The organism is Catenulispora rubra, assembly GCF_015356825.1.
In the GTDB taxonomy this organism is placed as follows: domain Bacteria; phylum Actinomycetota; class Actinomycetes; order Streptomycetales; family Catenulisporaceae; genus Catenulispora; species Catenulispora rubra.
Genome location: NZ_JAACYW010000463.1, coordinates 1 through 5,759 on the forward strand (window position 1 = coordinate 1; position 5,759 = coordinate 5,759).

At 67.2% G+C, this 5,759-nt stretch carries 5 protein-coding genes; 4 read left to right on the top strand and 1 reads right to left on the bottom strand.

What is annotated here, in order from left to right:
* A partial coding sequence (locus GWK61_RS52200) for a class I SAM-dependent methyltransferase (protein ID WP_499704281.1) occupies window positions 1–421 on the bottom strand: 421 nt, incomplete at its 3' end.
* Window positions 422–742: 321 nt separating this feature from the next.
* Here GWK61_RS52200 and rpsA point away from each other — a divergent pair.
* The 4 genes from rpsA (at window position 743) to GWK61_RS52220 (ending at window position 5,558) form a co-directional block, all read left to right on the top strand.
* Window positions 743–2,224, top strand: coding sequence for a 30S ribosomal protein S1 (gene rpsA / locus GWK61_RS52205; protein ID WP_194921683.1), 1,482 nt, complete (start codon window positions 743–745; stop codon window positions 2,222–2,224).
* A gap of 169 nt (window positions 2,225–2,393) precedes the next feature.
* Complete coding sequence (locus GWK61_RS52210; RefSeq protein ID WP_194921684.1) at window positions 2,394–3,563, top strand: MFS transporter; 1,170 nt, start codon at window positions 2,394–2,396, stop codon at window positions 3,561–3,563.
* Window positions 3,556–4,614 (top strand): TolB family protein, encoded by a 1,059-nt coding sequence (locus GWK61_RS52215; RefSeq protein ID WP_194921685.1) that lies wholly within the window; start codon window positions 3,556–3,558, stop codon window positions 4,612–4,614. Before GWK61_RS52210 ends, GWK61_RS52215 begins: the two co-directional genes overlap by 8 nt.
* Window positions 4,615–4,676: 62 nt before the next feature.
* Window positions 4,677–5,558: a hypothetical protein gene (locus GWK61_RS52220; protein WP_194921686.1), complete on the top strand. Its 882-nt coding sequence runs from the start codon at window positions 4,677–4,679 to the stop codon at window positions 5,556–5,558.
* The last annotated feature ends 201 nt before the right edge of the window (window positions 5,559–5,759 follow it).

Sequence of the window (5,759 nt, forward strand, 5' to 3'; positions counted from 1 at the left end):
CCCCGGCTCCTGCCGCCCCGGCCCCCGCCGCCAAAACCGTCCCCGCGTCGATCCGCAGAGCATGAGCCAGTTGCCCGAACGAAAGGTCGGAAGCCACCGCGTAAGCCCCCTGCGCCGCCAGCCAGCGGGAGCACTGCGCGGCGCCGGCGCCGACCTCCAGGACGCGCTTTCCTGCCAGATCGGTGCCCAACAGTCGCGCGTCGGCCTCGTCGAGACCTTCCGGGCACCAGATGAAGCGGTCGTCGCCCAGGAACGCACCGTGTTCGGCCTGGTAATCGTCGGCGTTGGCGTCCCACCAGCCCCGGTTCGCCCGGATCGTGGCGGAATCTGACAGGTGACGGCGGGCCACGCGGACCGTATCGTTATCTTCGATTCCGGGGTCACCGGGGAATTCCGGGGACTCTTCCGTCACATCGGTCACAGTGCGGGCATCCTTTCACCAGCGGGTCGTAAGACGATCACGCAGGTGGAGATGTTAGCCGGGCGCCCGCTCGTTGTGCCCGGTCGCGCCGTGGGCCGTGTCGGCGTCCCCGGTGGGGGCGGGTATCGGATTGACCACGCGTGCGTACGACCCGTATTCTGGGCGATGCGCTGCGGGCAGGTTCTGAATCTTCTTCGCTGGATACCCGATCCTCGTCGACCGTTCGGCTCTTGACTGGTGATGGACTCGTCCCAGCGTCGGCATCCCCGACCGGTGGAGGCCGTCGCCCACAATGTGTCCGTATCCGGAGCCCCCTTCCCCATGACGAGCAGCACCGAGACCGCCCGAACGCCTCAGGTCGCCATCAACGACATCGGTTCGGCGGAGGAATTCCTCGCCGCGATCGACCAGACCATCAAGTACTTCAACGACGGCGACATCGTCGAGGGTGTCATCGTCAAGGTCGACCGGGACGAAGTCCTGCTCGACATCGGTTACAAGACCGAGGGCGTGATCCCGTCGCGGGAGCTCTCGATCAAGCACGACGTCGACCCCAACGAGGTCGTCGCCGTGGGCGACCACATCGAGGCCCTGGTCCTCCAGAAGGAGGACAAGGAAGGCCGTCTCATCCTGTCCAAGAAGCGCGCGCAGTACGAGCGCGCCTGGGGCACGATCGAGGAGATCAAGGAGAAGGACGGCATCGTCACCGGTACCGTCATCGAGGTCGTCAAGGGCGGCCTGATCCTGGACATCGGTCTGCGCGGCTTCCTGCCCGCCTCCCTGGTCGAGATGCGCCGTGTGCGCGACCTGCAGCCGTACGTCGGCAAGGAGCTCGAGGCCAAGATCATCGAGCTGGACAAGAACCGCAACAACGTGGTCCTGTCCCGCCGTGCCTGGCTCGAGCAGACCCAGTCCGAGGTCCGCCAGAACTTCCTCACGACCCTGCAGAAGGGCCAGGTCCGCTCCGGCGTCGTGTCGTCGATCGTGAACTTCGGCGCCTTCGTCGACCTGGGCGGCGTGGACGGCCTGGTGCACGTCTCGGAGCTGTCCTGGAAGCACATCGACCACCCCTCCGAGGTCGTCGAGGTCGGCCAGGAGGTCACGGTCGAGGTCCTGGACGTCGACATGGACCGCGAGCGCGTCTCGCTGTCCCTGAAGGCGACCATGGAGGACCCGTGGCAGACCTTCGCCCGCACCCACGCCATCGGCCAGGTCGTGCCCGGCAAGGTCACCAAGCTGGTGCCGTTCGGCGCGTTCGTCCGGGTGGACGAGGGCATCGAGGGCCTGGTCCACATCTCCGAGCTGGCCGAGCGCCACGTGGAGGTCCCGGAGCAGGTCGTCAACGTGGGCGACGAGATCTTCGTCAAGGTCATCGACATCGACCTGGACCGCCGTCGCATCTCGCTGTCCCTGAAGCAGGCCAACGAGGGCCTCACCGGCGACATCGAGACCGACCAGTTCGACCCGGCGCTGTACGGCATGGCCGCGACGTACGACGACCAGGGCAACTACATCTACCCCGAGGGCTTCGACCCGGAGACGGGCGAGTGGCTCGAGGGCTACGACGCCCAGCGCGAAGTGTGGGAGGGCCAGTACGCCGAGGCCCACACCCGCTACGAGTCGCACCAGAAGCAGATCGCCGAGGCCCGCAAGGCCGACGCCGAGGCCGGTGTCCAGGAGAACGCCGAGGGTGCCCCCTCGTCGTACTCCTCGGGTGCGGCCGAGGAGAGCGCCGGCGGCGCTCTGGCCTCCGACGAGGCCCTGGCGGCGCTGCGCGAGAAGCTGTCGGGCGGCCAGAGCTGAGGCTCGCCGCGTAACAGTTCGTAGCTAAAAAGCCCCGTCCGCCTGAAGCGGACGGGGCTTTCGCTATTGTTTCGACGTGTATTTGACGGGATCGAGAACCGCCAAGCGCATCCAGGAAACCAGGAGCACGCGGGAGCGGGTCCCTTTCAACGTCAAGATGCTCGGCACGGTGAGCCTCCTGACGGACGTCTCCTCGGAGATGCTGGTCGCGGTGGTCGGCTACTACTTGCTCAACGTGCTCCACGAGACCCCGACGGCGATCGGTTTCCTGGACGGGCTCTACAACGGCATCCCCGCGCTGCTGGCCATCCCTGCCGCGTATTTGTCGGACCGGTGGCAGCGCCGCAAGCTCTTGGCCGGCATCGGGTATGGCGCCTCCGCGGTGACCAAACTTGGGTTCCCCATCGTCGGGCCCTCCTTCGGCGGCCTGAGCGGACTCCTTAGTGCGGACCGCTTCGGTAAGGGGATGCGCTCTGCGCCGCGCGATGCGCTGATCTCGCTGTCGTCTCCGCCGCAGATCCTGGGGCGCTCATTCGGCGTGCACCGCATGCTCGACAACATCGGCGCGGCTACAGGTCCGCTCATCGCGTCGTTCGTACTGCTGTGGACGGCGAAGTTCGGGACGGAACGCAAAGCGTTCGACGCGCTGTTCATCATCGCCTTCTGCGTTGCGGCCATCGGTCTGGTGGTGTTCTGCCTTTACGTGACGGACCACAAGAAGGAACTGCAGGAGCGTTCTGAGGCGTCTCTGCGTGCGGCCTTCAGGTTGTTGCGACAGAAATGGTTCATCCTTACGGGTATCGCGGTGGGGCTTCTGGCACTCGCCTGGGTGAGCGACACCTTCGTGTACCTGACGCTCGCGCACAGAATGCAACTCAGCGCTTCCGAGTACGCGTTGCTCGCCACCGGCACCATGGGGACGTTCGTCCTGATGGCCATCCCGGTGGGTCGCCTGGCCGACCGGGTGGGGCGCTGGAAGGTGTTCGTCGTCGGGCACCTGCTCCTTGTCCTCGCTTATGCGCTCCTGGCTACGAACGTCCCTGACGGCGTCCTGTTGGTGTCCGCACTCGTGCTTCCCGGCATCGCCTACGCGGCCACTGACGGCGTTCTCATGGCGTACTGCGGCCCGCGCATCCCTTCCGCGCTGCGTACCTCTGGGCTCGCGGTGATGCAGTCGATCGGTGCCGTCGCCGGGTTCGCGTCGTCCGTCGCGTTCGGGGTGGCGTGGTCGCACACCGATCCCAAGACGGTCATGCTCTGGTTCTCCGGCGCCATGGCTGTGGCGATCACCATCTCGACGCTGCTGGTGTCGCCGTGGAAGGAACATGCCGATGGCTGACCTTGAGGAGGAGACCTTGGGGGAAGTCAGTGGTGATGAGGGTGATGCCGCACCGCGCGACAACCGCGCCAAGATCCTCATCTCGTCGATCGCCGTATTGGTCGTGATCGCTGTCGCCGCCGGACTGACGGCCTTCCTGGGACGTTCCACTAAGCGTGCCGGCGTCAGCGGAGGCTTCACGGTTGCTGCGGGGGAGTTGACCTACCGGTCGATGGTGCAGGGCCCGGACTTCGGCAAGCTGGTGGAGTCTCCTATCGGTGCGGCGTCGACGGCCGTGCCCACGGTTTCCACTGTTCCGTGCGAACGGTCCTACACGGCTTCTGGCGTACTCCTCTGTCTGCAATCCGAGGGAAGCCTCATGAGCCAGGCCTATGCGGAGGTCTACGACAGTTCTCTTAAGCAGATCAAGAAGGTGGCCATCGCCGGTACGCCGAACCGCGCGCGACTGTCTGCGGACGGCCGCATGGCGGCGTGGACGATCTTCGTGTACGGCGACTCCTATACGACGCCCGGCGCATCTACTCGTGCCTCGATGCTGGACCTTAAGACGGGGCAGTACGTCGACTCTCTAGAGAACTTCAACGCCTACGTGGACGGCAGCCTCTATAAAGCCGTCGACATCAACTTCTGGGGCGTCACCTATACCGCTGACGACAATACGTTCTACGCCACTATGGGCAGCAACGGTAAGACGTGGCTGATGAAGGGCGACTTCAAGGCGCGCAAGATGACCGCGCTGCGGGAGAACGTGGAGTGCCCCTCGCTGTCCCCGGACGGGACGCGCCTGGTGTTCAAGAAGCGCGTGTCCGACGACATCCGGCACCCCTGGCGCTTCACCGTGCTGAACCTGGCCACCATGCAGGAGACGCCGCTGGCCGAGACCCGCAGCGTCGATGACCAGGCCGCGTGGCTGAACGACAGCACGGTCATGTACGCGGTCCCGCACGCCGACGACCCCGGCAGCGACCTGTACGCTGTGCCCGCTGACGGCAGCGGTGCGCCGCGCCTGCTCGCCGCCAACGGGATGTCCCCGTCGGTCACCTCGGGGTGAGGGTCGCGGAGCTGATCGGAAAACCTTCTCGCCCGCCACACCGATTCGATAGGTTGCCAAGCATGCGGACCCTTACGACCCCGGCCCCGGCTGCGGCCCGCCGGCCCCTGACGCGCATATCCGGCACAGGCGTGGCCGCGCTCGGCGTCGCCTGCGCGGCGGCCTTGGCGCTGACCGCGTGCGGCGGCAGCGGTTCGGTGCACAAGGGCTCCTCCTCGAGCACCACCGCCGCCGGCTCCTTCCCCGGCTCCCCGACGTCCAGCACGCCGACCCAGCAGCCCAGCTTCGACCCGGCGGCAGGCCCGACGCTGACCCCGGCCCAGCTGCCGAAGAACTGCAGCGGCCTGGTCACCGACGCCGACATGCAGCTGGCCCTGGGCAGCCCCCTCAACGGCGGCGACTTCTTCACGGCCTTCCAGCCCACGGCGGCCAAGCAGCTGGGGCGCGTCCGCTGCCAGTACGGCGTCGTCCAGGACGCCACCGGCAAGGTCACCGGCGACCAGGTGGAGATCCAGCTCGCGATCTACGCGGACGCCGCCACCGCCCAGAGCCACGGCGCCGGCACCGTCGGCACCTTCGCCGGCCAGGGCGACCAGTACGCCCCGATCTCGGTCGCCGGCCACCCCGCCACATTCGTCACCGAGACAGGCAAGGACGCCGTCCTGGTGATGTACGACGGCAACCGCACGTACCTGATCACCACCCAAGAGGCGCTGGTGAAGGGCGACGACGCGAAGACCTTCACGCTGAAGATCGCCGAGGCCCTGTACAAGCACACCACCCCGAACGCCCCGACCTCCCCGCCCAGCGGCAGCGGGACGACAAGCGCGCCTTCTGGCGGCGCGCCCTCGTCGGGAGCGCCGAGCTCGCCGAGCGGCAGCGGGACGCCGAGCGCGTCGTCGGGGGCGAAGTCGGGGCCGCCGAGCTCGGCGCCTTCGGGCTGAGGTCCGCGGGCCTCGCGCTGCTCCGACCGAGTGGTATTCGCCGCGTAGGCCTTCTCTCGGCGGTTGACGGTGTTCGATAATTGATTCAGGGTGGTTTGTCCCCCAGGACGGGGCGGGGCCCGTCTGCGCATCGGCAAAAAGCAGCGCAGCCCCACCTCAAGGCGCGCCACCTCAATAGGCCCGCACCGCCACATCCCCCAC

Coding starts and splice junctions, on each gene's coding strand:
- GWK61_RS52215 (WP_194921685.1), top strand. CDS start 3,556: ATGGCTGACCTTGAGGAGGAGACCTTGGGGGAAGTCAGTGGTGATGAG.
- rpsA (WP_194921683.1), top strand. CDS start 743: ATGACGAGCAGCACCGAGACCGCCCGAACGCCTCAGGTCGCCATCAAC.
- GWK61_RS52220 (WP_194921686.1), top strand. CDS start 4,677: ATGCGGACCCTTACGACCCCGGCCCCGGCTGCGGCCCGCCGGCCCCTG.